Source organism: Rhizobium sophoriradicis (genome assembly GCF_025200795.1).
In the GTDB taxonomy this organism is placed as follows: domain Bacteria; phylum Pseudomonadota; class Alphaproteobacteria; order Rhizobiales; family Rhizobiaceae; genus Rhizobium; species Rhizobium sophoriradicis.
Genome location: NZ_CP104152.1, coordinates 985,198 through 1,008,862, shown reverse-complemented (window position 1 = coordinate 1,008,862; position 23,665 = coordinate 985,198). Strand labels below are relative to the sequence as shown.

The following is a 23,665-nucleotide window of genomic DNA, read 5'->3' as shown; positions in this document are numbered from 1 at the left end:
GCCCAAATACGTGAAGCGTGGCGCTATTCCAACTGCCAAAGCCGGAATGACGAAGATTTGAGGCTATTCGCCGCAATTTAGCTTGGAACGAGCCTCACCCGAGCGGCGACCAGCTACCGTCGTCGTTGCGGCAGGCAGCGCCACGCGCCACGCTGTCCTTGCCGTCGACCGTCAGCGTATGGGTATATTGCCTGCAATTCTGCGAGCCGACCTGATAGGGGGCTGCCGCCACCACCTTGCCGGTGACGTCCTTGCCGCTCCAGACCACCGGCTGACCGACAGCTGCCCCTTCCAGCGCCCGATATTCCGCCTCGAGCGCTCTTTGCTTGTCGCTGTCGCTCAAGCTGACGCCGCTGCGCCCGACGATGCCGCCCTGCAGCGCGGTGATGAAGGCGGCCGATGCCGAAGGTTTGCTGGAAAAAATGCCGCGCGAAGCAGCGCCCTTCGTCGTCGTGCAGCCGGTGAGCGCGACGGCGAGAAGCAGGATGGAAACGATCATCCCTTGCGAGCGTAGAATCATTGCGTCGAACCACGATCAGAGGTCAATTTCAGCCGATCGAAGTGCAGCGTCCCCGTGTCAGCATTAAGGCAAAGCATGCTATGCGTTTGCCAGTATCTTTGTGACATCAAGCAGTTGGTCATGCAACATCCTTTGTGACGCCGGGCAGGATAAGCTTCGCCTTCAGCCCGCCCCACTCGCCGCGGGACAGCTCGAGGCGCCCCTGGTATTCGTTGGAAATCTCGGTGACGATCGACAGGCCGAGCCCGGTTCCCGGCTTGCTTTCGTCGAGCCTGCGGCCGCGCTTCAGCGCCTCGCGGATCTGGTCGGGCTCCAGGCCCGGCCCGTCGTCCTCGACGGCGAGCTCCACCCAGTGGCGGCGGGCGCTGGCCTCTGCCCCTTTCACGTCCTCGCCGGCCTCTACGGCGGAGAGCCGCACCCTGCTCTTGGCGAAACGCGCCGCATTCTCCAGGAGATTGCCGACCGTCTCCTCGAGATCCTGCTGCTCCATGGCGACGGCCAGATGCGGCGGCGAAACGACGAGATCGAATTCGGTCTCGACATTCAGCCGGCGCATGACGCGCACCAGCCGCTCGAGTGCCGGCTCGGCATCGGTGCGCGCCAGCACGGATTCGCGCTGGGCGGCGATGCGGGCCCGGTTGAGATAGGACTGCACCTGCCCCTGCATCGATTCCGCCTGGCTGCGCACCAGTTCGCCGTGGGATTTTTCGAGAACGCGCGCCTCGTTGAGGAGAACGGCGATCGGCGTCTTCAGCGAATGGGCGAGATTACCGACCTGCATGCGCGCCCGCTCGACGATGCGCCGGTTGCTGTCGATCAGCGCATTGACCTCGTTGGCGAGCGGCAGGATTTCGCGCGGGAAGTCGCCCTTCAACTGCTCGCTTTCGCCGGCACGGATGCGCTCCAGGGCGGCGCGCGCCTTGTCGAGCGGCTTCAGGCCGTAGAGAATGGCGAGCGCATTGACGATCAGGCTGCCGACGCCGAAACCGGCAAGCGCCAGATAGAGGCTGTGGGAAAAGGTGCGCACATCGTCCTCGACGACATCGACATTGCCGGTGACGCGAAAACGCGCCGCGCGTCCGTCGGTGTCGAGCACCACTTCGGTTTCGGCGACCTGCACCCGGTTGCCGGAGGCGTCCGTCACCTGATAGTAGCGCTCGTAATTCTTGTCGAAGGGCGCCTCGACGACGGATGGCACCGGAATGAGCGCCGAGCCGAGCGAGGGCGAGACCAGCGGCGCTGTCGTATAGGTGCCGAGCGGCTCCACCACCCAGTACCAGCCGGTCTTCGGCTGGGCAAAACGCAGATCGCCGAGCTGCGGGCTGCCGCTCAACGCCCCCTGATCGCCGATCGTCACCGAATTGATGACGTTATAAAGCTGGGCCCGCAACAGATCCTGAAAACCGCGTTCGGCGCTCTTGCGGTAGAGCGTCGAGATGAGCAGGCCGATTACCACCAGGGCCACCGTCGACCAGACCGTGGTCAGCAGCAGCACACGTGCGGTGAGCGACTTAATTCGCATGTTTCGGCGCTTGGATGCGGTAGCCGAGACCGCGCACCGTTTCGATCAGGTCGACGCCCATCTTCTTGCGCAGGCGGCCGACAAAGACCTCGATCGTGTTGGAGTCGCGGTCGAAATCCTGGTCGTACATGTGCTCGACGAGTTCGGTGCGCGAGACGACCTCGCCCATGTGATGCATGAGATAGGCGAGCAGGCGGTATTCGTGCGAGGTCAGCTTCAGCGCCGTGCCGTTAACCGTCGCCTTGGAGGATTTGGTGTCGAGCCGAACGGGTCCGCAGATGATCTCGGAGGAGGCATGCCCGGCCGCACGCCGGATCAGCGCCCGGATGCGCGCCAGCACTTCCTCGACATGGAACGGTTTGGTGACGTAATCGTCGGCACCGGCGTCGATGCCGGCGACCTTGTCGCTCCAGCGGTCGCGCGCCGTCAGGATCAAAACCGGCATGCCGCGGCCGGCGCCGCGCCACTTTTCGAGCACGGTGACGCCGTCCATCTCAGGCAGGCCGATATCGAGGATGATGGCGTCATAGGGTTCGGTATCGCCGAGGAAATGTCCCTCCTCGCCGTCGAACGCCTGGTCGACGACATAGCCCGCCTCCTTCAGCGTGTCGGTCAGCTGCCGGTTCAGATTGACGTCGTCTTCGATTACCAGGATGCGCATCGGTCCGCCTTCGTCCGCTTCAAATCGACCATGTTCTGAATAGACCGATTCCGCCTACATCGGAACCTTTACCGTCACCTTGCGCGGGCGCTGGCCGTTGCCCGACACCAGAACGGTGATGATGCAACTATCGCCCACCGGTTGCACCGATAAGAGCTGGCCACCCGTCTGCTCGACGACCTGGGCGGCAGCGGCGCTGCAATCGCCTGTCACACGCACGACAAGAGTGCCTGTGGCGTCCGGTGAGGGCGCCGATACCACCAGTCCGGCGGCCACTATTGCGACGCTCAGAGGAAAGGCCATGTGTTATGCTTTCAAGGGTAATTCCAACTTGATGCGACTATGTACTCACGCGACCTGAATGGCAAATGAATGCGCTGTAATGCGGGTGTTTAGAACCGTTCTCGACTGTTGGCGGCAGCAGGTGTCAGCTGCTGAAAACCGATGCCGCGGCCGCTTTTTGCGCATGGGAAAAGTCTTCCCCAGGCGCACACGGAGGGTTGCGCGTGGATGCTTGGGTCAAGCCCGCGCGCGGCGGGCTGCCGGAAATTGCAATCACAGCTTTTGCCGGCTGATTGAACCTGTTATGTCCTTGCGGCTCCCGCATTCAGGCCATTTCAGCACCAATGCCAAACTCCTTCCGCTTCCGCTCGGCGCAGACGGTCTTCGTGCTTGCCATCACCCAGGTGATCGGCTGGGGTACGACTTTCGACATGCTCGGGGTGATGGGCCGCATCGTGGCGCCCGATCTCGGCATGGCGAACGAGGTGGCGTTTGCCGGCCTGACGATCATGATGTTGGTCAGCGCCATCGTCGGCCCGACGACCGGTCGCTGGCTTGGCCGTTACGGCGCTGCCCGGGTGCTTTCGGCGGCTTCCCTGACCTTTGCCCTCGGCCTCTGCCTGCTGGCAGCCGCCAACGGCGTCATTCTCTACGCCGCCGCCTGGATCGTGATCGGCATCGGCGGCGCGCTCGGTCTGTCGGCGCCCGCCTATACCGCCGTCGTCGAGCGCGAAGGGATGAACGGCAAGCGCGTCATCGCCGCCCTGATGCTGTTCACCGGGCTTTCGAGTGCCATCTTCTGGCCGATCCTCAGCTTGCTCAACGAAGCCGTCGGCTGGCGCCTCACCTTCCTCATCTGCGCAGGCCTGCAATTCTTCATCTGCCTGCCGCTGCATCTTTTCGCCCTGCCGAAGCCGATCGCCGCGCATGTCGTCGGCGGCGCGGCCGAAATCGCGCCGGTGCCGCTGTCGAAGGCGGCCGGGCGCAAAGCCTTTCTGCTGATCGCCGCGACGACGACCCTTACCACCTTCGTCACCTTCGGCATCTCGCCCTCGCTGCTCGAAATCTTCCGCCAGTCGGGCGCCGCGCCGGCCTTGGCGCTGCAGCTCGGCTCGGCCCGCGGCGTGCTCGGCATTTCGGCGCGCTTCCTCGACATGCTGCTCGGCCGGCGCGGCAATCCCATCCTCAGCGCCGCCATGGGCATCGGCCTGATGCTGATAAGCTTCCTGATGATGCTGCTCGCCAGTCCGTCGACGCCGCTGCTCGTCACCTTCGTTGTGCTCTACGGCTTCGGCTCCGGCGTCATGGCCGTTGCCCGCGCGCTTCTGCCGCTGGCGGTGTTTTCGCCGCGCGAATTCGGCCTGCAATCGGCACGGCTGTCGCTGCCGCAGAACCTTGCCAATGCGATCGCCCCTGTTGTCTTCACTGCCATCCTCGACCGCGCCGGCCCCGGCCCGGCGCTTTTCGCCGCTGCCGTTCTCGCCGCCTTGTCGCTGATTCTGGTGCTGATGCTGATGACGCTGGTGCGCGGTGCGCGGGCATCTTAGCCAAGCCCGGCCGCCTCATGACGCTTGGAATGGACGCCCTCTTCCGCTGACGATGGACCGTGCGTTTGACGAATCTTTTGAATCGCTTGCCGCCGATTTTGCGAAGATTGGATCCGGTGGCTCACGGCTGCATCAACATCCAGCGCGGCGAATCCGGAAAGCTGTTTATCCCTTTGAAATTTAACCAAAACACGTCCGGCAGCCGACGGCCTGCCGGTTCAGAGCGGCCGCGTCACCGCTGCGCGGCTGTCGTAGTCCGCGGCAATGCGCTTTTCCCGCAGCGGCCGCACACGCTCGATCGAGCGCTGATAATCGGGATGCGCCTTATAGGCAGCGAGAGCCGCTTCATCGTCGAATTCACCGTAGACGACAAGATCGATCTCGGTACCCAGCTGATCGGTCTTCACATTGGTGCCGATTTCCAGCAGCCGCGCGTGCGGAATGGCGGTCAGGATCGACAGTCCGGCCCTCACCTCCTCCAGATGTTCCTCCTGCACTGTGAAGAAAACGATATGGCGGATCACGCGGAAGCTCCTGTCAGATTTCAGAGGGTCGCCCGCGCGATAACACGCGGACCCCGGGCCTTCAACCGCACGCCCCGCCCTGCGCGGCATCAGGACGCATCGCCGCATGGAAGGCCCTGGCGTAGCCCGCGAGCTTCTCGGCCCGGTCGGTGCCGTTGACGATGCGGCGCGCATTGACCCAGTCCTCGGTCGTCGCGTTCAGGTGATCGGCAAGTTTGTGTCCGGTAAAGCTGCCCTGCAGCATGCCTTCGATCAGGATGGTCACCGCCGCATCCATCTCCATCGCCCGATCAGGATCGGCAACGAGGTCGATGCCCGTCAGCACGCTCATCGCCTCGTAATTCCGCCTATGGGTGAGCTGCACCAGGCCACGCCCGAGCCAGCAGCGGCCATCCTCGTCCGGCCGCCAGTAGGGCGCCTTTACCCAGGAAAGCCTGCCGGCGGCAAAGGCCGCCTCCAGGATCTCGACGGCGCGAGTATCGCTTTCAGCCAACGTCTCGCGGACCGGCTGCATCGTATAGGCGGTCTCGTGGTAAGCGGTTGCGAGGATGTAGGCCAGCCACCGGCGGTCGGCCCGCGCAAACCGCTTTTCCCAGGCATCGAGAATCGCCGCAATACCCTCTACCTGAGGATGAGTTAGCCCTCCTTTAAAGAGCTCCTGGCACACCGCATCAAAAAAGAACATCCGATCCATGTGGACAACCATACCGCGCTTCCCGGCAATCTCGTGGTTAAAACCGTCTTAATCGATTAAAATCAACTTAATCGTTTGAAGTGCCTAAGCCCCTGATTTACACGGCTTTTATCTTGTGCAATTCATTTCCTTGCCCTGAAGCCTTACCACCACAAGAGGAGGCTTCCGATGCAGACGCCTGCCGCCAATACCCAGACCACCATTCCCCAGCACGTCGTCGACCAGATGGAAAATGAGTGGCGCCAGATTCGCCTTGAGCGCGAGAACACCCCGCCCGACCCGGCAGCCTCAACCGCAACGCCGAGAGATACAGGCAAAGCGGCGCGGATGTAAGGTCTGCCCTCATCGCGTCGCAGCCTCAAGCCGCTTCGCCAACGTTTCCAGCGACCGGGTGAAGACCGCTTCATCTTTGAGCGCGCGCGACAGTACCAGCGCCCCTTGAATGCCGCAGATGCCTTCCTCGGCCAGCGTCTGCGCCTCCCGCTCGGCACAGCCTGCCCGCATCAGCGCCGAACGCAACGCCTCGATCCAGCGGATAAAATAGTCGCCGATCGCAGACGAAAACCGCTCACGGGTGTCGTCGAGCGCGAAGGCGCCGACGAGGCAGATGCGGCCGCCGGAGCGGAAATAGTCACCCACGTTGAGCCACATCGCCGCGATCGCCTGACGGGCATCGTCATTTCTCAGCGGCCGATAGACCGCCTGCTCGAACCAGGCGTCGATATCGGCGAGCACGGCGCCGGCCATCTCCTCCTTACCGCCCGGGAAGAAGTGATAAAGGCTGCCCTTGCCGATGCCGGTGCGTTCGGTGATGCGGCTGAGCGTGGCGCCCTCGTAACCGAGCTCGCGGAAGGTTTCCGCGAGCAGCGGCACGATGTCGGTGCGTTCATAGACGGTCTTCACCGGCCTGAATTCATCCTGTTCTAGAGGCCGAGCTCGGTCAGGCCGGGATGATCGTCCGGCCGTCGGCCGAGCGGCCAGTGGTATTTGCGCTCCGTTTCCCGGATCGGCAGATCGTTGATGCAGGCAAAACGGCGCTGCATCAAGCCGGCCGCATCGAATTCCCAGTTCTCATTGCCATAGGAGCGGAACCAGTTGCCGCTGTCATCGTGCCATTCATAGGCAAAGCGCACGGCAATGCGATTGTCGGTGAAGGCCCAGATCTCCTTGATCAGCCGGTAGTCCAGTTCCTTGGCCCATTTGCGGGTGAGAAAAGCGACGATCTCGGCGCGGCCGGTAATGAATTCGGCGCGGTTCCGCCAGCGGCTGTCCGGCGTGTAGACGAGCGAGACGCGCTCGGGATCGCGGCTGTTCCAGCCGTCCTCGGCGAGACGAACTTTCTGCGTGGCGGTCTCCAGGGTGAACGGCGGAATGAGGCTGGACATGATATCTCCTGTACTGGGTAGTTTCGAGTTTACCGATCGGTACAGGTTTTACAAGTCTTGTCGGGCGGCGATCGAGCTCAGACATCGGTGCGCCGGTTCCACCGCAGCGGCAGGGCATCCGGGCGAAGCACGATATCCTCCGGCGTGAAACGCCACAGCCTTTCCGCCCTGGGAAAGGTGGCGATGTCAGGCGAATCGAGCAACACCTCGACCCGTCCCGTCATCTGCAGCATGTCGCCGGTATCGAAATCGATGAAGACCAGCCCAGCCTTCGGATTGACCAGGAAATTGCCGAGCGTGTTGAAGAAACGATTGCCGGCAAAGTCGGGAACGGTCAGCGCGCCATCGGCGCCGAGATGCACGAACCCGGCATAGCCGCCACGATGGGAGACGTCGACCTGGCGTTCGCCATTCTCGCGGTCGACATAGGAAGCGACGAAAAACGTATCGGCATTCTCGACCATCCGCCGCGCGCGCTCGTCGAACTCATGGGACCGCAGCGGCGGCAGCGCTGTCGGCAGAGCGGGATCGCGAACGAAGGCGGCGGCGCGAGGCTGGATATATTGCGGGCAATTGCCGAAGCTCTGGCCGACGCGCAGGCGGAAACCATCGGCATCCGTCCTGCTGATGGCGCCGTTCAACCGGTTGCGCCGCCGGGTCTCGAGCTGAATGCCGAGCATCGCGATGGCGGCGCCATCCTCCATCCCGGCATCGGCAGGATCGGCCGACTCGCGCGGCAGGCGGACCTCAAGCGTCTCCGGGTCCGGCGAGGACATGAAACCCGGCTGCGCGGCCCGCACCGTCGCCCAGACGTCGCCCTTCGCATCGACCGTGCCGAGCACGACGAAAGGCAGCATCGGAAAGAAGGCGCGGTGCTGCTCGGGCATCGCCTTGCGGACGAAATTCCGCCCCGGCCCGTCCATCCGCTCGACGACGCCGACGCTGCGCTGCATTGCGAGTTCACCCTGATGCCAGGGCGATGGCGCATCCTCTCTTGTCTCCAGCATCACGGCCTCCTTTCAGGCACGATCGGGACGGATCTTTATGCGGCCAGTCCGATCTTCGTCTTGCGGAAGCTGACGAAACCCGGCAGCGCCTCGATGCGGGAAAGCCAGGCGCGCACGGCCTGATAGGGCGCGGTGTCGACATTGCCCTCCGGCGCATTGGCGATGTAGCTGTAAAGCGCGATATCGGCGATCGTCGGATTGTCGCCGAGCAGGAAGGCGCGGCCCGTGAGCTCCGCCTCGACCAGCGTGAGAATACGGTGCGCCCGGGCAATCACCTCGTCGGCATGAAAAGCGGCGCCGAAGACAGTGACGAGACGGGCGGCGCAAGGCCCGTAGGCGATCTCGCCCGCGGCGACCGAGAGCCATTTCTGGATCCGTGCCGCCGCCAACATGTCTACCGGCAGCCAGTCGGTGCGGCCAAATTTGCGTGCGAGATAGACGAGGATGGCGGCGGAATCGGAAATGACCGCTCCATCGTCGTCAAGCACCGGCACCTGGCCAAAGGCATTGAGCTTCAGGAACTCAGGAGCCTTGTGAGCGCCGGCGGCCAAGTCGACCTCGACCAGTTCGTAAGGCACGCCGAGCAGCGACAGGAACAGGTGAACCCGGTGGGAATGGCCGGACAGCGGATGATGGTAGAGTTTCATGACGGTTCCTTTGTCTGATGGGGCGGGAACAAGGCCTCGGCCTTGCCGGCGATGGCCGTTCGAACCACCTGCAGGGAATTTACTGCCTTCCAATGAACTGCAGTAGGATGCTAATCTGGAAGGCATGTTCTCAATTGATGGAAGGATAAAATGGACCGCCTCGACGCCATGAGCGTGCTTCTTGCCGTCGTCGAGCAAGGCAGCCTGTCGGCCGCCTCGCGGCATCTGCGTTCACCGCTGGCGACGGTCAGCCGCAAGGTCTCCGAGCTCGAGGCGCATCTCGGCGCCAAGCTGCTGCAGAGAAGCAATCGGAAGATCACATTGACCGAGGCCGGACGCTCCTATGTGGAGGCGGCGCGGGAAATTCTCGACCGGGTGGAAGAGGCGGAACGGACGGCCGCCGGCGAATACAGCGCGCCGAAGGGCGAGCTGACGATGACCGCGCCGATCGTCTTCGGGCGGCTGCATGTCCTGCCTGTCGTGGTGGATTTCCTGAAGGCCTATGCCGAGATCAATCTGCGGCTGATGCTCGGCGACCGTCTGTCGAACCTTGTCGAGGATCATATCGACCTGGCGCTGAGGATCGGCACCCTGGCCGACAGCAACCTGATCGCCACGCGGCTCGGCGCGATCCGCCGCACCGTCTATGCCAGCCCGGATTATCTCGCGCGGCACCTGGCACCCCGGCAGCCGGGCGATCTCTCCGCACATGACTGCATCACCTTCGAGAACATGGCCGCGACTCGGAGCTGGAGCTTCACGGAGGGGAAGCGCGATCTTGCCGTGCCGATCCGCTCACGGCTCGCGGTCAACACCGCCGAGGCCGCCGTCGATGCGGCCGTCGCCGGTCTCGGCGTCACCCGCGTGCTCTCCTATCAGGCCGCCCGCGCCGCAGCGGCGGGCCTGCTGGTGCCGCTGCTCGAAGATTTCGAACCGCCGCCGGCGCCGGTGCAGCTCGTCTATCCCTCGCAGGGGCTGGTGCCGCTGAAACTGCGGGCGCTCATCGATTTCGCCACGCCGCGCCTGCGCGCGACGCTGAAATAGGCTCTAGGCGAGTTTGCCCACTTCCGCCTTGTAGAAATATTGGCTGGCGACCAACCAGCCTTTCAGGGGCCTGAGTGGCGGAATGCAGGTGGCGAGCATGAAGGGGCCGGTGACCAGAAGCTGCACCCAGATCGGCGCCGAAAACGCCACCTCCAGCCAGACGCCAAGCAGGACGCTCGGTATGCAGGCGAAGCAGATGACGAAGAAGGCCGGGCCGTCGGCCGGATCGGCGAAGGCATAATCGAGGCCGCAGACCTCGCATTGCGGCTGCAGCGTCAGAAAGCCCTTGAACATATGGCCCTGGCCGCAACGCGGGCAACGTCCCCTGACGCCGGTCTGCATCGGAGGAAGCGGGGGATATTCGGTGTCCATGATAACCTCGTCTTCTCTGGCACGCGGCTCAATGCCGATCAATGCCACACGAATGCATGCATTCAATATAAATACATTACGCATCAATCACCAGTCAACTTGCCAGAATGCCGCAGATCCCCGTCGGCTGGCGACCGGGCAAACCGCAGACATCACATCATCGAAGGGACCAGACCAGCAGCGGGCCTGAGGGCAAGTTGAAAGCTGCCGGGATTAGAAGAACGACGCCGCCATTTCCGGCGGGCCTTCCAGCGCATGGGTCATGAATTCCAGTGCGCCGTGCAGTCTCTCCCGAGTGATCGGGCCGCCGAGGCAGACCCGCACCGCTTCCGGGGCGGCGCCCTCGACGGTGAAGGCATCGCTTGCCACGACGCCGATGCCGGCGGAACGCATATGACTGCCGAAGGTGGAACGGGTCCAGCCATTGGCGAGCGGCAGCCAGATGTTGAAGCTGATCGGATCGGCGCGGTAGCTGCCGGCAGGCAGGATGGCGGCGACCATCTGCTGACGGGCGGCGGCCTCGGCGCGGATGAAGCGCAGGATCGCATCGGCCGTGCCGTCCTCTATCCAGCGGGTGGCGAGTGCCACTGTCAAAGGCGAGGCCATGACGTTGTTGGCGCGCATAGCGCTGACGAAGGGCCATACGGCCTTGCTGTCGGGCGCCACGACATAAGCAAGGCGCAGGCCCGCGCCGAGGGATTTCGCCAGGCCGCCAATATGCCAGGTGAGGTCCGGCGCTAATGCCGCAAGCGGCGCCAGACCTTGCTGGGGAATGAAGCCATAGGCATCATCCTCGACGATCGGCAGCTGATGTTTGCGGGCGACGGCCGCGATTTCCTCGCGCCGACCGGTTGAAATGGTCAGTGTCAACGGGTTCTGCAGTGTCGGATTGAGATAGAGCGCCTTCGGCTTCAACCGTTCGCAGGCGCTGGCAAGGGCGTCCGGCAGGATACCGTCCTCGTCCATCGGCACGCCGGCGAGGTTGAGCCGCAGCTGGGCGGCGATCGAGCGCATGCCGGGATAGGTGATGATTTCCGAAAGCACCGTCTCGCCCGGCTTTGCCAGCAGGCCGAAGATCGCCAACAGGGCCGGATGCGCACCCGGCGTGACGAAGATCCGCTCCTGCGAAGGCGTGAGCCCACGGCGGCCGAGCCAGACGGCGGCGGCGTCCTTATCGATGCCGGAGCCGCCGAAACCCTGGTAGCGCAGTAGCGGGATGAGACTTGCGGCCACCGCCGACATGGCCTCTCGCATGCCCGCGATCAGTTCCGGATCGTCTGGTTCCGGCGGCATGTTCATCGAGAAGTCGACGATCGATGCGCGGCGCGGATCGGGCGCCGAGTCAGGCGCGAAGTCCTGCCTCGCCTTGCCCACGCGGCCGGTGATGAAAGTGCCCCGGCCGACATGCGACTCGACAAGACCGCGCTTCTGCGCCTCGACATAGCCTCTGGCCACGGTGGTGAAATCGACATTCAGCCGCTTGGCGAGGTCGCGTTGCGGCGGCAGCCGGTCTCCGACCGCCAGATGGCCGCTGCGCAGATCCATTTCGATCAGATCGGCAATCGCCATGTAACGCGGGCTGCTGCTCCGGCTGAGATCGGGATGCCAATCCTTCATGTCGTGATCCCTGTCTGATTCCTGATAGGATTGACTGTATATTGTTGCGCAGCACCGCTGTCACCCCCAGATATTCCGGTAGCCTTCCACGGCTTGGCATAGGGCTGCGGAAATTCCAGTCGCGCCAACCTTGCCGCCGCCCCTTCACCTTCTTACCTATTAAGGAGGCGCGCCGGCTTTCGGTGTCGCGCGGCGGCGCCTCGGGATAAAAGCATGAATATTGATCCGATCCTGCGGTCCGTCGTGGCCGTCCGTTCCTCCATCCCAGAAGATGCCTTCACGGCGGAGACGCTGGGCACCGTCCGGGAGGGCAGCGGCGTCGTCATTCGCGACAACGGGCTGGTGCTGACCATCGGTTATCTCATCACCGAGGCTGAGGAGGTCTGGCTGACGACCCAGGACGGCCGGGTGGTTCCCGCCCATCCTCTTGCCTATGATCAGGAAAGCGGCTTCGGCCTGGTGCAGGCGCTCGGCGTTCTCAACGCCCCGGCGGTGGATTTCGGCGATGCGGCCGCCGCCAGGCCCGGCGATCCCGTCGTGCTTGCCGATGGGATCGGCGAGTTCGTCCAGGCAAACATCGTCGCCCGGCAGGAATTCGCCGGCTATTGGGAATATCTGCTGGACGAGGCGATTTTTACCGCACCGGCCCATCCCGCCTGGGGTGGGGCAGCGCTGATCGGCGCCGACGGCAAGCTGCTCGGCATCGGTTCGCTGCGCCTGCAGATGAGCCAGGACGGCGAGGTCGCCGACATCAATATGGTCGTGCCGATCGATCTGTTGCCGCCGATCCTCGACGACCTCTTGAACCGCGGTCAGGTCAACAAGCCGCCGCGGCCTTGGCTCGGCGCATTCTCCGCTGAGAGCAATGGCGGCGTGGTGGTGATGAGCGTCGCCGAAGGCGGTCCGGCCGCCGAGGCCGGTCTGCGTCAGGGCGATATCATTTCCGAGATCCGTGACGAAGAGGTTGACGGCCTTGCCGATTTCTACCGCAAGCTCTGGAGCAGCGGCCCGGCCGGCGCCGAGATTCCGATGCGGATTCTGCGCAACGGCCGGGAGGCCTGGCTGCGCGTCAAATCCGCCGACCGCAACAGCTTTCTGAAAAAGCCGCAGCTGCAGTAAAGTCTTACCGGCCAAGTGCGCGCGGCCGGACCTCCAAACGGATTCCACTCTTCTTTTGGCAGTTGAAAGATGCTGCTGTTCAATTAGTCTTGGGATGAACGGAGTTTGCAGACCATGTTCGATCATGTCTCCATCGGTGTCAAAGACCTCGAAAGAGCCCGCCGTTTCTATGATGCGGCGCTGGCGCCGCTCGGCTATGAGCGCCTGTCCAATTCCGATGGTGTGATCGGCTACGGTCCTGATGAGGTCGGCCTCTGGGTGATACAGGCCGAGCATCCCGTTGTCGCCGACATGCAATCCGGGCTGCATTTCTGCTTCGTCGCCCCGAACGAGGCCGCTGTCGACGCCTTTTACGCCGCCGCTATCGCATCCGGCGGCACCGACAATGGCGAACCGGGCATCCGGCCGGATTACGGCCGCTTCTATTACGCCGCCTTCGTCATCGATCCCGACGGCTACCGCCTCGAAGCCTATTTTCACAAGGGGGAGATGTAAGCGGGTGAGATAGAACGGCCGTCAGGCCGCGGCTCTTGAAATCGCCGCGCGGCAGCCGGTCCGAGGACATCGCCGGCGCGGCAGACGGCCTATCAGCCGGCGGAATGAGGATCATCGCCCGCACCTGACCGGTGCGGGCTTTTCATAAGCAAAAACGAATATTCATAGCGAGAATCCCATTGCCTTGCCTCGGCGAAAGGCGCATGGTTTCGCCGTCGGCAGCCATTGTCCGGGCGCTGCCGACTGAGGGTTTTCATACCTTCGCCCCGACGAAAGGAGGACCGATGTCTTCCACTTCCAAAAAGCCATACCTGACCTCGTCCAATCTCGACATGCTTCAGTCCGTACTCGACAATGCGGGCTACGAGGCCAGGATCACGCCCGACGACGGCGGGGGCTGCAATGTCGCAGCGATGCTGCTGATCAAGCTGTTTCAGGAGGGCGTAACGTCGCCCGCCATGCTTTCGCAGGCACTCGAACACTACTTCGGCAAGCTGAAGACGCCGCCGAAACCAGTCACTCCGGTATACGACCGTTATGCGATCCAGGGATTGCCCAGCGACAGGCGTAAGACAAACCTCAAACCCGACGCGCGAAGCTGAAAACGCGCTTTGCATTCGTCTGAACAGGAGATCGATCGATGGCAAAAGGTCAGCTGAGAAGCAATCGCGAGGCTCGCAAACCGAAGAAGGACAAGCTGGCGCCGAAGATGGCACGCACATTCGCCGGCCAGATGAAGGCCGCGACCCAGGCCGCTCCACACGGAAGCAGCGCGCCGAAGAAATAAGCGCGCGTCGAGCCCTCGGGTGGATCGCCCGTGGCCCCTTTCATGACAAACGCAGTCGGGATCGATTTGCGTATTGGGTGATGTGTGGCTAAAAGCGGCGGCGCGTCCTACCGGGACGCGGGATCAGCGATGATCGTGTTTTCGAAAAAGCCGGAAGGTGCCACAGAGCATGACTCTTGTTCATATAATCAACCGCGTCGACGCTCCGTCGAGCGTCGCAGCCTTTTCCGGCGATATTTCGTGATCGAAGGCGCGCGCCGCTTCGAGAGCGAGGAAATCCGGCTTGCCGCCTTGGACGAGCCTTGTGAAAATCCGCAGAAACAACCGACAGCACTTTTCGCCGAAAAACCTTGGTTGAAGATCCTTGCAGGATATCGCCAGCCGAGGGCCACACGCAGTGCCTTTGAACTGGCCGTGACAGCTATTCCCTTTGCGCTGTTCTGGGCCGCCGCATGGGCGGCCGTTCGTTACGGCTTTTTGCCGGGCCTAATCCTCGTCGTTCCAGCAGCCGCTTTCCTGCTCAGGCTGTTCATGATCCAGCATGATTGCGGCCACGGCTCATTTTTCGCCCGCCGCCGCCTCGACGACTGGGTCGGGCGCGCGATCGGCATCCTGACGCTGACGCCTTACGACTACTGGCGTCGGGCGCATGCGGAACATCACGCCTCGGCCGGAAACCTCGACGAGCGCGGCGTTGGCGACATTGAGACACTGACGATCGCCGAATATAATGCGCGGTCCCGCCGGGGGCGGCTTGCCTACCGGCTCTACCGGCACCCAGCCGTCATGTTCGGGATCGGGCCGGCATGGCTGTTCATCTTCAAGCAGCGCCTGCCCTTCGGCATGATGCGCTCCGGCCCCCTGCCCTGGATCTCGACCATGGCGACCAACCTTGCCATCGCTCTGGCCGCCGCCTTATTGATCTGGGCGGGCGGGATCGTTCCCTTCCTGCTGGTGCACCTGCCGATCGTGCTTCTAGCGGGAGCCGCTGGCGTCTGGCTGTTCTATGTCCAGCACCAGTTCGAGGAAACGCACTGGTCGAAGAAACCGGACTGGCAGTTCCAGCATGCGGCCCTTCACGGTGCCTCGCATTACGACCTGCCGCCGGTGCTACGCTGGATCACCGGCAATATCGGCATCCACCATGTGCATCATCTGGCGAGCCGGGTGCCTTATTATCGGTTGCCGGAGGTGCTAAGGGACCATCCCGAGCTGGCCGATATCGGCCGCATCACGCTCATGGATAGCCTGCGTTGCGTCAAGCTGGTGCTCTGGGACGAACAGGCGAAACGGCTGGTGTCGTTTCGTGACGTGGCGCGGCTCAGAGCCGCAAGCTAACGGGCTGTCTCAGCGATAGCCGGTGACATCCGCCGGCTTACCCGGCTCCTGCACTTCCACCATGTAGCGCCAGCAATCCGGCCGCGACCCGTCGATGTCATCGAAGCCATAGACCTTGGCCAGGCTGCCGCTCGACAGCGACTGGCCGTTCCAGCGGGCGCGATCGGGATCGGCGGCGATGGCCGCCACGGCGCGGCCGACGAAGCGCGGCGTTTCGGAAATGGCGAAATGCGGCTGGACCTTCGTCGCGTCGCGCCAATTCGCCTCGCTGACACCATAGGCGTCCAGCATCATTTCGGAGCGCAGCCAGCCGGGGGTGATCGAAACGGCGGTGGCGCCGTGTTTAGCCAGATCCTGGGCATGCGCCCAGGCCATGCGGATGACGCTTGTCTTGACGAGGTCGTAAAAGGGCGACAGCCGGTAATGCGCGGCGTTGTATTCCGCCGTGCCGTCGGTCACCTCCACCAAGAGCCCGCCCGGCCGTTCGATCATCAGCGCCAGCGCGTAGTGGGCGGTGATCAGATGTGTCTCGATGCCGAGCCGCAGCATGCGCAACCCCTTGTCCAGCGAATGCTCCCAGACGGGTTTGTCCCATTCGAACAGCTTCTCGCAGCCCCAGATGTCGTTGACGAGAATATCGAGCCTTCCGGTTTCCGCCCGGATGCGTGCGACCAGCGCCTCGACTTCATGGGCGACCAGATGATCCACCTGCACGGCAATGCCGCTGCCGCCCGCCGCCGTCACCAGCTCGGCCGTCTCCTCGATCGTCTCCGGCCTGGCATATTCGGATTGATGGGCGCGCGTCGTGCGCCCCGTCACATAAACCGTTGCGCCAGCAGCGCCGAGTTCCACCGCAATACCGCGGCCGGCGCCGCGCGTCGCACCGGCCACCAAAGCCACTTTTTCCCGCAACTCCGCTGTCATTTCGCCATCCTCCGCGTTAGAACCGAAAACGCCTATTGTATATAAACGAATGCTCGTTCATAAATAAGCTGAATGCAAGAGGGAATTTCATGCCGCGCCGCCGCACCCTATCCGATGAGCAGCTTCTCGCCATGGTGCTGGCGCTGATCCAGGCGGAAGGGCCGGATGCCGCGACCTTTGCGGCAGTGGCAAAGGCGAGCGGCCTCTCCGGCTCGACGCTGGTGCAGCGTTTTGCGACGAAGGCGGCGATGCTGCGCGCGGCCCTGCTCTATGCCTGGGACAGGCTGGATGCGGAGACGGCAAGGCTTGCCGAAAGCGTGCCGAAAACGTCTGAAGGCGCGGTCGCGCTGCTTGTCGGCCTGTCGCAGGATTACGGCGACAATGCCGCCGCCTATGGCGAGGGACTTCTGGTGCTTCGTGAGGATTTTCGCGATCCGGTGCTGCGCGCCCGCGGCGCGGCCTGGGGACAGGCGCTGACGGCAGCGATCGCAGGCTGCTTCGGATCGGCGAGCGCGCCGGAGACCATCGCCCGGCTGATGCTGTCGCAATGGCAGGGCTCGCTCACCTGGTGGGGCTTTGGCGCAGAAGGGCGGGTGGATGAATATGTGGAGACGGAGCTGCGGCGGTTCCTCGCAGCGGTCCCCGTCCATTCGGCTAAGCGGCCGTGAAGATCATCGCCTTGATAAAATAAATCAAGGTGGCGGTGGTGACGATCGTCGCCGATGTGAGCAGCAGTCCGATCAAGGTGACGAGACCATCCCGCTCCATCAGGGCGACGGCCAGCACGACCAGCGAGACCACCGGCAGAATATTGCCGAAGGGGATCGGCAGCGCGATCACCACAGCAAGCAGGAAGACAGGAACGCCAAGAAGTGCCTGCACTGCCGGACCGGTGAGAGCCTGCAGCCGGCCGGCGCGCACGAGCTTTTCCACCCCGGCGATCACCGGAACCGCGTGACCGACGATAAGATCAAGCGCCGCGGGCGAAACCCGGCGATCCCTGAGGATGGCGGGCAACCAGATCTTCCGGCCACCCGCGACAATCTGGAGGGAGACCAGCGCGAGCGCAGTGCCGAAGACCATTCCGAACGGCCCGGGGATTGGGGTCAGCGCCGGGATTGCCAGGAACAGGATGGTGAAGGCGATGCTCGTCTGGCCCATCGCCTCCAGAGCCTCGCCGACGGAGAGGCCGCCTTTTACCCGGGCGATTTCCAACATCTCGCGCAGCCGCGTCGTGGCCACGCCGCGCGGCGGTTGTTTCTTTCCGTCTTGATCAATCACACGGTCCGTTTTCAGCTGGTTGCCGTCACGCACCCTCGCCGTCTCCCTTCAGGGCGCTGGCGAGGGCTGCGCATTGCGGGTCGCTGCCGTCGAGAAGTTCCGCCGGCGCGGTATGGCCGATCGCTATGCTGACGACTGTGGCCGCCGCCCAGACGTAGTCGCCGGCGGCGCGCTCGACGAGCCGCGGTCCCTGAGATGTCAGGCAGGCCTGGGACTGGCGGACGATCTCCACGGGAAGCCGGGCGCGCTCAGCCTGTTGCTGTATCTCGGCCTGCAGCGGACCGACGACGAGGAGGGCAAAAATCCAGCCGATGAAATCCGAAATCATATCTGTTCCTTCCTTTGTTTACGTATTGCTCGCAGAGCCCGCTCAGGCGAGCTGCTGCGGATCCCGCGTTTTGAGGAGGCTCCAGACCACGCCGGCGGCGATGATCGCGAAAGTGATGCTCAGCGAGAGCGCAGCCGGGAATTTTTCCAGGCCCAGCAGATCGGCGACGAAGATCTTCGAGCCGATGAAGATCAGCACGATGGCAAGCGCGGGCTTCAGATAGCGGAAGCGATGAATCATCGCCGCCAGCGCGAAATAGAGGGCGCGAAGGCCGAGGATCGCGAAGATGTTCGAGGTATAGACGAGGAACGGATCGGTGGTGATCGCGAAGATCGCGGGGACCGAATCCACGGCAAAGATGACGTCGGCGACTTCGACCATCACGAGCGCCATGAAGAGCGGCGTGATGAACCAGGTCATCGCTCCCGTCCTGGGGTCTGCCTTTCTGACGAAGAACCGTTCGCCGTGATGTTCCTCGGTGACGTTGAAACGGCTGCGCATGAAGCGGACGAGGACGTTCTTCGAGACATCAGGCTCTGCCTCCTTGACGAACAGCATCTTGATGCCGGTGACGATCAGGAACGCGGCGAAAATATAGAGAAGCCAGGCGAATTCGGCGACCAGCGTGGCGCCAACGCCGATCATGATGGCGCGCAGCACGATGACGCCGAGAATACCCCAGAAGAGCACACGGTGCTGGTAGAGGCGCGGCACGGCAAAGAAGGAGAAGATCAGAGCGATGACGAAGACGTTGTCGAGGGCGAGCGTCTTTTCGACGACGAAGCCCGTCAGATAGGCAAGGCCGGCCTCGGAGCCGAGATACCACCATACCCAACCACCGAAGGCGAGGCCGAGCGCGATATAGAGGGCGGAAAGCCTGACGCTTTCGCCGACGCCGATTTCCTTGTTCTGCTTATGAAGAATACCGAGGTCGAACGACAGAATGGCGATGACAAGGGCGAAAAAGCTCGACCACATCCAGAGCGGCGTTCCCAGCCACTCGACGAACAAAAAAGACAGATTCAAGGATAATCCCCTGGTCGGCACTGGTTGTCGGAGAAGAGGTCCGACATCGCAAGAGTGCCGAAGCTCTCGCCAGAGGGGCCCGGACCAGCGGGTCGCACCGCAAGTGGGGTCTCACTTTTCAATAATCAAGCAGCGGCCGGCGTCAATTTTATATGTCGCGCCGGAGACACGGCGGGCGATATATCGCACCGCAAGGCGAAAGCCGGGCGCGCCGGCCGCTTACGCTTCCTCCTCGTCCTTCTCCTCGCCGACGGTCAGCGGCCAGTCGACGACGTAATCCTCGAGATCCTCGATATCGATCTCGGTTTCGCTGATCGTGCGGCCGCGGGCGGAAATGCCGGCCGCATGCACGGTTTCCGGGTCGCCTGAGACGAGCGGATGCCACCAGTAGAGATCGTGGCCCTCGTTGACCAGCCGGTAGCCGCAGGTGGGCGGCAGCCAGGCGATCTCAGGCACGTTCTCCTTGGTCAGCTGCACGCAGTCCGGCACGAAATCCCAGCGGTTCTCATAGCTCGAGCAGCGACAGCTCTGGCCGTCGAGCAGCTTGCAGCTGACCGAGGTGAAATAGATATCGCCGCTATCCCATTCCTCGATTTTGTTGAGACAACAGAGGCCGCAGCCGTCGCAAAGGCTTTCCCATTCGGCCGCGGTCATTTCGGCCAGCGTCTTGCTCTTCCAGAAGGGCAGATCGTTCATCGTTCGTTTCTTGCAACAGCGGCCCGCAAATTCGCGTGACCACCGCTCTACTCTCTTGTTATCCGCCACAAAATCAATCAATTCTTCAGCATGCTCCTGGTACCGGAGAACTTTCTCCTGGTATCGGAGAGCTTTTCGGGCCCATCGGGCCTCGCGCTTTCGCCGCTTTCCGGCTGCCGGACATGAGGCAGGCGCGATCAGGCGGGAATACAGGACGTGCAGGATCCGGACAACCCTGAAAAAGGGCCTGAAAAAGAGACAGAAAAGCAGGCCGCTGACCCCGGCGGGCGGCCGGCGAAGAGCCGTCACATTCTGTTGCGCATCGATTCGTGGATCGATTCAACCGTCTGGAACGCCGGCTTCCGCGCTGCCGAGATCTGGGAAGACACCACTATCTTCTTCCGCCGTTTCCGCGTGCGCGGCTGGAAGCGCGTGGTCTTCGAACTGGCCGGCGAAGGGCTGACCCTCGGCACGGTCGGCGCGGTGCTGATGCTGGTGCTTGCCCAGCCGGCCTTCGAAGCGACCAAGGAGGACTGGCGCAACCGCGGCGATTTCGCCGTCACCTTCACCGACCGCTACGGCAACGTCATCGGCCATCGCGGCGTCATCCATCAGAATTCGGTGCCGATCGACGAACTGCCGGACTCCCTGATCAAATCGGTGCTCGCCACCGAAGACAGGCGCTTCTTCGACCATTTTGGCATCGACGCCATCGGTCTCTTCCGCGCCATGGTCACCAACGCCCAGGCCGGCGAAGTCGTGCAGGGCGGCTCGACGCTGACGCAGCAGCTCGCCAAGAACCTGTTCCTTTCCAACGAGCGTTCGATCGACCGCAAGGTCACCGAAGCCTTCCTGGCGCTATGGCTCGAGGCCAACCTATCCAAGAAGGAAATCCTCTCCACCTATCTCGACCGCGCCTATATGGGCGGCGGCACGTTTGGCGCGGCCGCGGCGGCGCAGTTTTATTTCGGCAAGAACATCACCGATGTGAACCTTGCCGAATCCGCCATGCTCGCCGGCCTGTTCAAGGCGCCGGCGAAATATGCGCCGCATGTCAACCTGCCGGCGGCGCGTGCCCGCGCCAACGAGGTGCTGACCAACCTCGTGCAGAGCGGGCTGATGACCGAGGGCCAGGTGATCGCCGCCCGACGCAGCCCGGCCACCGTCGTCGACCGCAACGAGGTGGAATCGCCCGATTTCTTCCTCGACTGGGCCTTCGACGAGGTGCAGCGGCTTTCGCCGCGTTTCCACCAGCACTCGCTGATCGTGCGCACGACGATCGACATGGGCATCCAGAAGGCGGCCGAGGATTCGGTCGAGACGTCGCTGCGCGAATATGGCGAGGCTTACCACGCCAAGCAGGGCGCCCTGGTGATGATCGAAAACGGCGGCGCCGTGCGCGCCATGGTCGGCGGCCGGGATTACGGCGAAAGCCAGTTCAACCGCGCCACCAGGGCGCTGCGCCAGCCCGGCTCCTCCTTCAAGGTCTATACCTATGCCCTGGCGATGGAGAGCGGCATGACGCCGCAGACGACGATCGTCGACGCGCCGATCTACTGGGGCAACTGGAGCCCGCACAATTACGCCAATCGCTATGTCGGGCGCATCACGCTCGAGACCGCGATCGCCCAGTCGATCAACACCGTGCCGGTGCGGCTCGCCAAGGAGAAACTCGGCATTCAGCCGATCCGGGCGATGGCGAAAAACCTCGGCGTCGAAACGCCGATCCGCGACGACGTCACCATTCCGATCGGCACGTCCGAGGTGACGGTGCTCGACCAGGCGACAGCCTATGCCACCTTCCCGGCCGGCGGTTACCAGTCGCGCCGCCACGGCATCAGCCAGATCCTCGATTACGAGGGCGATGTGCTCTATGATTTCGACCGCGACGAACCGGCGCCCAAACGCGTGCTGTCGGAACAGGCCGACGCCTATATGAACCAGATGCTGTCGCGCGTTCCCTATGTCGGTACGGCGCGCAAGGCGGCTCTCGACAACGGCATTCTGACCGCCGGCAAGACCGGCACGACCCAGGCCTATCGCGACGCCTGGTTCGTCGGTTTCACCGGCAACTACACCTGCGCCGTCTGGTTCGGCAATGACGACTACACCTCGACCAACGAGATGACCGGCGGCTCGCTGCCTGCGATGACCTTCAAGCGCGCCATGGACTATGCCCACCAGGGCGTGACGCTGCGCGCCATCCCCGGCGTGGAAAACCCCCTGCCCTCAGAAAAGGACCTCGCCAAGACCGTCGCCGCCAAGCCGCAGGACGGATTACCGCAGCTCATCAGGCCGCGCATGCTTTCGGTACAATCGACGAATATCCTCAAAGACCTCGGCAAAAAGCTGAAGGATGCCGCCCCGCTGGCGCCGGCGAAGCTGGCGAGCGCGGAGTAGCCCAGACCCAGGAAGATCGGCGAGACCAGCCCCTCATCAGGCTGCCGCCACCGACCGGGGTCGAGCCACGGGTCTCGACCCGTCCTTCGGACCCCCGGAAACGGGGCGAAGGGACCTAGCCGCAACCTCTCCGTCCCCACCGGCCTCTCGCAGGGCACGTCCCCTCGCCCCGTTTACGGGGAGAGGGTTAGGGTGAGGGGCCGTGTTGCCGCATTCAGCACGGCCGCGGACAGATCGGCGTCCATGTCGTCGCACGCCATTCCACCCTGTCAGAATCAGTGGTAACCCTTTCATCCGATATGGTTTCCAAGGTCTCAACGTGTTTCGATTCCCCCTTTTCATCCTGATCACGCTGATCGTCGCCTTTGGCGGCGGGATCATGATTTCGCTGTATGCGCTGGATGCGACGCAGGGTTTCGGAGCGATCAAGCTTGGCGCCTGGGAGGCTTTTCCGGCGTTGCAGACGGTCGATGCCGATCCTTATGCCAAGTCGCACCGGGCGCGCGCCGGCAAGCTGCTCTATGGCAGCGCCGAGGGGCTGACCTTCACGGCGAGCGTCGACGACGCGGGGGCGCGGCTGAATGCCGGCTGCCGCTACCGCATCAGCGGGCAGACGCCGCCCGCCCGGCTGTGGACGCTTTTTACCGCCGACAATGGCGGCAATCCGGCGGCGGTGAAGACTGGGCTTCCCTCGGCGCTGAACTCCTGGACGGTGCTGCGCCAGCCCGACAGCAGCTTCTCGATCGAGATCTCCGCCGTCGCGCAGCCGGGCAATTGGCTGGCCCTGCCGCAGGCCGGCACCTTCCGGCTGGTGCTGACCTTGTTCGATACGCCGACGGCCGGCAGTTCCGGCGTGATCGACCTCGCCATGCCCAAGCTCACCAAGACCGGATGCGGCAATGCTTAGGATCGTTTTCGCCATCCTGACCGGGCTTTTCGGCGCAGCGCTTCTGCATCTGGTCATCATCCTTTCGCTGCCGCATTTCACCGGCAGGGACGCGGCGACCCGGGTGCAGGCGGAAGGCGACCTCAACAATTTCTACCTGCTGAACGACCAGTATGACGAGGCCGGGCTTGCCAATGGCGACCCCTTCGTGCGCACCGCCGTCTGCTCCTTCGATGTCGAGGATGGGCCGGTGCATTTCACCGCCAGGGGCAACGTGCCCTTCTGGTCGATCGCCATCTACGACAGCGCCTCCAACGAAGTCTTCAGCATGAATGATAGGACTTCGGTCGGCGGCGCGCTCGATGTGCTGGCCGGCGGCCCGATCCAGCTGACGGACCTGCGCAAGAACCTGCCACGGGAGCTGGAACAGGCGATCCTGGTGGAAATGGCGCGGCCGGACGGTTACGCCGTGCTGCGGACGCTGGCGCCGCAGGCGAGTTTCGATGAGGCCGCACGGAACTTCCTGACGGAAGCCGGCTGCGAGCAGTTCAGCGCCCGCTAAG

The 23,665-nt window shown here is 63.4% G+C and carries 28 protein-coding genes and 1 pseudogene; 12 read left to right on the top strand and 17 right to left on the bottom strand.

All coding sequences use genetic code 11. From position 1 onward, the window contains the following. Nucleotides 1-94: 94 nt before the first annotated feature. The 4 genes from N2597_RS05030 to N2597_RS05015 form a co-directional block, all read right to left on the bottom strand. Nucleotides 95-520 (bottom strand): RT0821/Lpp0805 family surface protein, encoded by a 426-nt coding sequence (locus N2597_RS05030; protein WP_038687820.1) that lies wholly within the window; start codon nt 518-520, stop codon nt 95-97. Between the two features lie 118 nt (nt 521-638). Next, nucleotides 639-2,042 (bottom strand): ATP-binding protein, encoded by a 1,404-nt coding sequence (locus tag N2597_RS05025; protein ID WP_038687818.1) that lies wholly within the window; start codon nt 2,040-2,042, stop codon nt 639-641. Beyond that, complete coding sequence (locus N2597_RS05020; RefSeq protein WP_039618759.1) at nt 2,032-2,703, bottom strand: response regulator transcription factor; 672 nt, start codon at nt 2,701-2,703, stop codon at nt 2,032-2,034. The genes N2597_RS05025 and N2597_RS05020 overlap by 11 nt, the downstream gene beginning before the upstream one ends. 54 nt (nt 2,704-2,757) lie before the next feature. Continuing rightward, nucleotides 2,758-3,006, bottom strand: coding sequence for a hypothetical protein (locus N2597_RS05015; RefSeq protein ID WP_009994276.1), 249 nt, complete (start codon nt 3,004-3,006; stop codon nt 2,758-2,760). 323 nt (nt 3,007-3,329) lie between these two features. Between N2597_RS05015 and N2597_RS05010 the strand changes: the two genes are divergently transcribed. After that, entirely contained in the window at nt 3,330-4,532 is a 1,203-nt protein-coding gene (locus N2597_RS05010; protein WP_183596985.1) for an MFS transporter, read from the top strand. Between the two features lie 218 nt (nt 4,533-4,750). Here the strand turns inward: N2597_RS05010 and N2597_RS05005 are convergent, their stop codons facing one another. Together N2597_RS05005 and N2597_RS05000 are read right to left on the bottom strand one after the other, a co-directional pair. Continuing rightward, nucleotides 4,751-5,056, bottom strand: coding sequence for a Dabb family protein (locus N2597_RS05005; protein ID WP_039618754.1), 306 nt, complete (start codon nt 5,054-5,056; stop codon nt 4,751-4,753). Nucleotides 5,057-5,076: 20 nt separating this feature from the next. After that, nucleotides 5,077-5,762 (bottom strand): annotated as a pseudogene (locus N2597_RS05000) (hypothetical protein). Between the two features lie 156 nt (nt 5,763-5,918). Between N2597_RS05000 and N2597_RS04995 the strand changes: the two are divergent. Next, the gene (locus N2597_RS04995) at nt 5,919-6,083 is read left to right on the top strand and encodes a hypothetical protein (protein ID WP_009993710.1); all 165 of its coding nucleotides are present in this window, start codon (nt 5,919-5,921) and stop codon (nt 6,081-6,083) included. Nucleotides 6,084-6,092: 9 nt separating this feature from the next. Here the strand turns inward: N2597_RS04995 and N2597_RS04990 are convergent, their stop codons facing one another. The 4 genes from N2597_RS04990 to N2597_RS04975 all read right to left on the bottom strand — a co-directional run bounded on the left by N2597_RS04990 (nt 6,093) and on the right by N2597_RS04975 (nt 8,789). Next, nucleotides 6,093-6,653: a TetR/AcrR family transcriptional regulator gene (locus tag N2597_RS04990; RefSeq protein WP_077994832.1), complete on the bottom strand. Its 561-nt coding sequence runs from the start codon at nt 6,651-6,653 to the stop codon at nt 6,093-6,095. A 20-nt stretch (nt 6,654-6,673) separates the two neighbouring features. Beyond that, nucleotides 6,674-7,135, bottom strand: coding sequence for a nuclear transport factor 2 family protein (locus N2597_RS04985; RefSeq protein ID WP_038687812.1), 462 nt, complete (start codon nt 7,133-7,135; stop codon nt 6,674-6,676). Between the two features lie 77 nt (nt 7,136-7,212). Further along, the gene (locus N2597_RS04980) at nt 7,213-8,142 is read right to left on the bottom strand and encodes a pyridoxamine 5'-phosphate oxidase family protein (RefSeq protein ID WP_183596987.1); all 930 of its coding nucleotides are present in this window, start codon (nt 8,140-8,142) and stop codon (nt 7,213-7,215) included. Nucleotides 8,143-8,177: 35 nt separating this feature from the next. Beyond that, a complete protein-coding gene (locus tag N2597_RS04975) occupies nt 8,178-8,789 on the bottom strand; it encodes a glutathione S-transferase family protein (RefSeq protein WP_183596989.1) in 612 nt (203 codons plus the stop codon). A 150-nt stretch (nt 8,790-8,939) separates the two neighbouring features. On the opposite strand from N2597_RS04975, the gene N2597_RS04970 reads away from it, so the two are divergent. Beyond that, the gene (locus N2597_RS04970; protein ID WP_077994830.1) at nt 8,940-9,833 is read left to right on the top strand and encodes a LysR family transcriptional regulator; all 894 of its coding nucleotides are present in this window, start codon (nt 8,940-8,942) and stop codon (nt 9,831-9,833) included. 3 nt (nt 9,834-9,836) lie between these two features. Here the strand turns inward: N2597_RS04970 and N2597_RS04965 are convergent, their stop codons facing one another. Then, nucleotides 9,837-10,205 carry a DUF983 domain-containing protein gene (locus N2597_RS04965; protein ID WP_183596991.1) on the bottom strand — a complete coding sequence of 123 codons (369 nt, stop codon included), beginning with the start codon at nt 10,203-10,205 and terminating at the stop codon, nt 9,837-9,839. Nucleotides 10,206-10,418: 213 nt separating this feature from the next. Continuing rightward, nucleotides 10,419-11,822: an aminotransferase-like domain-containing protein gene (locus N2597_RS04960; protein WP_183596992.1), complete on the bottom strand. Its 1,404-nt coding sequence runs from the start codon at nt 11,820-11,822 to the stop codon at nt 10,419-10,421. 213 nt (nt 11,823-12,035) lie between these two features. On the opposite strand from N2597_RS04960, the gene N2597_RS04955 reads away from it, so the two are divergent. The 5 genes from N2597_RS04955 (at nt 12,036) to N2597_RS04935 (ending at nt 15,561) form a co-directional block, all read left to right on the top strand. Beyond that, complete coding sequence (locus tag N2597_RS04955) at nt 12,036-12,941, top strand: S1C family serine protease (RefSeq protein ID WP_010059187.1); 906 nt, start codon at nt 12,036-12,038, stop codon at nt 12,939-12,941. Nucleotides 12,942-13,055: 114 nt separating this feature from the next. Beyond that, nucleotides 13,056-13,436, top strand: coding sequence for a VOC family protein (locus N2597_RS04950; protein WP_009996888.1), 381 nt, complete (start codon nt 13,056-13,058; stop codon nt 13,434-13,436). A gap of 203 nt (nt 13,437-13,639) precedes the next feature. Continuing rightward, on the top strand, nt 13,640-14,038 hold the full coding sequence (locus N2597_RS04945; protein WP_183596994.1) for a hypothetical protein: 399 nt from the start codon (nt 13,640-13,642) through the stop codon (nt 14,036-14,038). 38 nt (nt 14,039-14,076) lie between these two features. Further along, complete coding sequence (locus N2597_RS04940) at nt 14,077-14,223, top strand: hypothetical protein (protein WP_170965057.1); 147 nt, start codon at nt 14,077-14,079, stop codon at nt 14,221-14,223. A gap of 240 nt (nt 14,224-14,463) precedes the next feature. Further along, nucleotides 14,464-15,561 carry a fatty acid desaturase gene (locus N2597_RS04935; RefSeq protein ID WP_183596996.1) on the top strand — a complete coding sequence of 366 codons (1,098 nt, stop codon included), beginning with the start codon at nt 14,464-14,466 and terminating at the stop codon, nt 15,559-15,561. Between the two features lie 9 nt (nt 15,562-15,570). On the opposite strand, the gene N2597_RS04930 is transcribed toward N2597_RS04935, so the two are convergent. Further along, complete coding sequence (locus N2597_RS04930; protein ID WP_183596998.1) at nt 15,571-16,485, bottom strand: SDR family oxidoreductase; 915 nt, start codon at nt 16,483-16,485, stop codon at nt 15,571-15,573. An 89-nt stretch (nt 16,486-16,574) separates the two neighbouring features. Here N2597_RS04930 and N2597_RS04925 point away from each other — a divergent pair, with 89 nt between their 5' ends. Then, nucleotides 16,575-17,153, top strand: coding sequence for a TetR family transcriptional regulator (locus N2597_RS04925; RefSeq protein ID WP_183597000.1), 579 nt, complete (start codon nt 16,575-16,577; stop codon nt 17,151-17,153). Here the strand turns inward: N2597_RS04925 and N2597_RS04920 are convergent. The 4 genes from N2597_RS04920 to N2597_RS04905 form a co-directional block, all read right to left on the bottom strand. Then, on the bottom strand, nt 17,140-17,766 hold the full coding sequence (locus tag N2597_RS04920) for an exopolysaccharide biosynthesis protein (protein ID WP_183597056.1): 627 nt from the start codon (nt 17,764-17,766) through the stop codon (nt 17,140-17,142). The two genes, N2597_RS04925 and N2597_RS04920, sit on opposite strands and share 14 nt — an antisense overlap. 25 nt (nt 17,767-17,791) lie before the next feature. Further along, nucleotides 17,792-18,094: a hypothetical protein gene (locus N2597_RS04915; protein ID WP_183597001.1), complete on the bottom strand. Its 303-nt coding sequence runs from the start codon at nt 18,092-18,094 to the stop codon at nt 17,792-17,794. A 42-nt stretch (nt 18,095-18,136) separates the two neighbouring features. Continuing rightward, entirely contained in the window at nt 18,137-19,120 is a 984-nt protein-coding gene (locus N2597_RS04910; protein WP_183597003.1) for a TerC family protein, read from the bottom strand. 219 nt (nt 19,121-19,339) lie between these two features. Beyond that, the gene (locus N2597_RS04905) at nt 19,340-19,816 is read right to left on the bottom strand and encodes a YcgN family cysteine cluster protein (RefSeq protein ID WP_183597005.1); all 477 of its coding nucleotides are present in this window, start codon (nt 19,814-19,816) and stop codon (nt 19,340-19,342) included. Between the two features lie 216 nt (nt 19,817-20,032). Here N2597_RS04905 and N2597_RS04900 point away from each other — a divergent pair, with 216 nt between their 5' ends. The 3 genes from N2597_RS04900 to N2597_RS04890 all read left to right on the top strand — a co-directional run bounded on the left by N2597_RS04900 (nt 20,033) and on the right by N2597_RS04890 (nt 23,664). Further along, nucleotides 20,033-22,216 carry a transglycosylase domain-containing protein gene (locus N2597_RS04900; protein ID WP_183597007.1) on the top strand — a complete coding sequence of 728 codons (2,184 nt, stop codon included), beginning with the start codon at nt 20,033-20,035 and terminating at the stop codon, nt 22,214-22,216. A 319-nt stretch (nt 22,217-22,535) separates the two neighbouring features. Further along, nucleotides 22,536-23,123, top strand: coding sequence for a DUF1214 domain-containing protein (locus N2597_RS04895; protein WP_183597009.1), 588 nt, complete (start codon nt 22,536-22,538; stop codon nt 23,121-23,123). Next, nucleotides 23,116-23,664 carry a DUF1254 domain-containing protein gene (locus tag N2597_RS04890; protein WP_009994722.1) on the top strand — a complete coding sequence of 183 codons (549 nt, stop codon included), beginning with the start codon at nt 23,116-23,118 and terminating at the stop codon, nt 23,662-23,664. Before N2597_RS04895 ends, N2597_RS04890 begins: the two co-directional genes overlap by 8 nt. The last annotated feature ends 1 nt before the right edge of the window (nt 23,665 follow it).